This window comes from Methylobacterium sp. P3_A11 (genome assembly GCF_056403155.1).
In genome coordinates this window covers 1-1,902 of the sequence record NZ_JBFUGA010000229.1, presented here as the reverse complement: position 1 = coordinate 1,902, position 1,902 = coordinate 1, and the positions used below count along the sequence as shown (strand labels likewise).

General features: G+C 72.5%; 1 protein-coding gene and 2 pseudogenes. All 3 read left to right on the top strand.

What is annotated here, in order from left to right; all coding sequences use genetic code 11:
- A pseudogene (locus AC1DXK_RS30905) lies at window positions 1-280 on the top strand (D-alanyl-D-alanine carboxypeptidase); the annotation flags it as partial.
- A 66-nt stretch (window positions 281-346) separates the two neighbouring features.
- Window positions 347-1,435: a CobW family GTP-binding protein gene (locus tag AC1DXK_RS30900; protein WP_457104967.1), complete on the top strand. Its 1,089-nt coding sequence runs from the start codon at window positions 347-349 to the stop codon at window positions 1,433-1,435.
- A 106-nt stretch (window positions 1,436-1,541) separates the two neighbouring features.
- Window positions 1,542-1,902 (top strand): annotated as a pseudogene (locus tag AC1DXK_RS30895) (hypothetical protein); the annotation flags it as partial.

The window sequence follows — 1,902 nt, the reverse complement described above, 5'->3', positions numbered from 1 at the left end:
CCTCGAACGGCTGCAGGCCGCGAAGGCCGCCGCCACGACCGCGCCGAGGGTCGCCGCGAAGCCGGGGCATGGCGTGCCGCGGAACGCGAGCGCCTACACGGCCGACGAGACGCCTACGATGCCGGAAGCCAAGCCCGGGAAAGGCCTCACCAAGCCCGCGCCGAAGGCGACCGCCCACAAGCCGGCCCAGGCCAAGACGCACGTCAAGGCGGAGGCCAAGCCCGACCCGAAGGCAGCGGCCCGGAAAGCCCCGGCCAAGAAGGCCGCGGCGGACGAGTAGGCCCGCGCGGGTGCCGGCGAGCCGCACGCGTTGCCGCGGTCGCCCCGGCACCCCACTTCGCCGCTCATGCCAGAGATCCCCACCCCCTCGCCGGACCCACGCCGCCCGGAGCCCATCCCGCTGACCGTGCTTACCGGCTTCCTGGGGGCCGGCAAGACGACGCTGCTGAACCGGTTGCTGCGCGACCCCGCGCTCGCCGACACGGTGGTGATCGTCAACGAGTTCGGCGAGATCGGCCTGGATCACCTGCTGATCGAGACCGTCGACGAGGACATGATCCTCCTCGGCGCCGGCTGCCTGTGCTGCACGGTGCGGGGCGACTTGATCGCGACCCTCGAGGATCTGCTGCGCAAGCGCGACAACGGTCGGATCCGGCCGTTCCGCCGCGTGATCATCGAAACCACCGGTCTCGCCGATCCGGCGCCTATCCTGCACGCCCTGATCTACCACCCCTATCTCGTGCTGCGCTACCGGCTCCAGGCGATGGTCACGGTGGTGGATGCGTTGACCGGCGCCGCGACCCTCGACGCCCATCCGGAGGCCCTGCGCCAGGTCGCGGTCGCCGATCGGATCGTCCTGACCAAGGCCGATCTCGCGGGTGACGCTGCCGGACTCCGGGCGCGCTTGGCGGTGCTCAACCCGGCTGCCCCGATCGTCGCGCCGGATGCGCCCGCCGAGACCCTGCTCGGCGGCCTGTTCGGCCTCGACGGCAAGGGGGCCGACGTGCGGTCCTGGCTCGGCGACGCGGCGCTGGAGCGTGATCATCAGGATGACGTGAACCGGCACGATTCGTCGATCCAGGCGATCTGCCTGACCAGCGCGGCGCCCGTGCCGCGCCCGGCCTTCGAGATGTTCATGGATCTCCTGCGCTCGGGCCATGGTCCGAAGCTGCTGCGGCTCAAGGGTCTCGTGGCGCTCGCGGATGACCCGGATCACCCCATCGTGGTCCACGGCGTGCAGCACGTGTTCCACGCTCCCCTCACCCTGCCCGCCTGGCCGGATCCCGACCACACCTCACGGCTCGTGCTGATCCTGCGCGACCTCGATCCGGCCTTCGTCCGCCAGCTCTGGGATGCCTTCCTCGGACGCCCCCGGGTCGATGCGCCGGACGCCGCCGCGCTCACCGACAACCCCCTGGCGATCCCAGGCCCCTGAGGCGCGACCGGCCCGGCACCATCCTTGAAGCCATCGACCCGAGGGGCGTCTCCGAGGCGCCGGATCGTCCCGGATCGGGACGGATCGTCGACAGGCAGGACACGCGATGGTGCCACGCTTCACCGTGATACAGGGGGGCCTGTCCGACCGGCCGGTTCCAGCGGCCGGATGGGATCCCGAGACCTTGCGTCCGGCCGAGACCTGGCGGGTGGATCTCCACCGGCCCGTCACCGTCGATGCAGCGGCGGCGACGGCTTGGCGTGCCCTGCTGGTGCGCAACGCCGTGAGCGATCCGCTGCGCGATCCCGATCACCTCTTGCCGCTGGCCCAGCACCGCCCGGCCGGGCACCGGGTCGCCGTGGCCCTCGCCTGGAGCCGGGATGCCGAGAGCGGTCGCGAGGCGCTGCGCGGCGTCGTCCCGCTCGCGATGCCGCACCCGGTCTGGGGCGGCCGGGCGCGTCCCTGGC

Excerpts from the sequence above, each read along its gene's own strand:
- AC1DXK_RS30900 (WP_457104967.1), top strand. The coding sequence starts at position 347 with ATGCCAGAGATCCCCACCCCCTCGCCGGACCCACGCCGCCCGGAGCCC.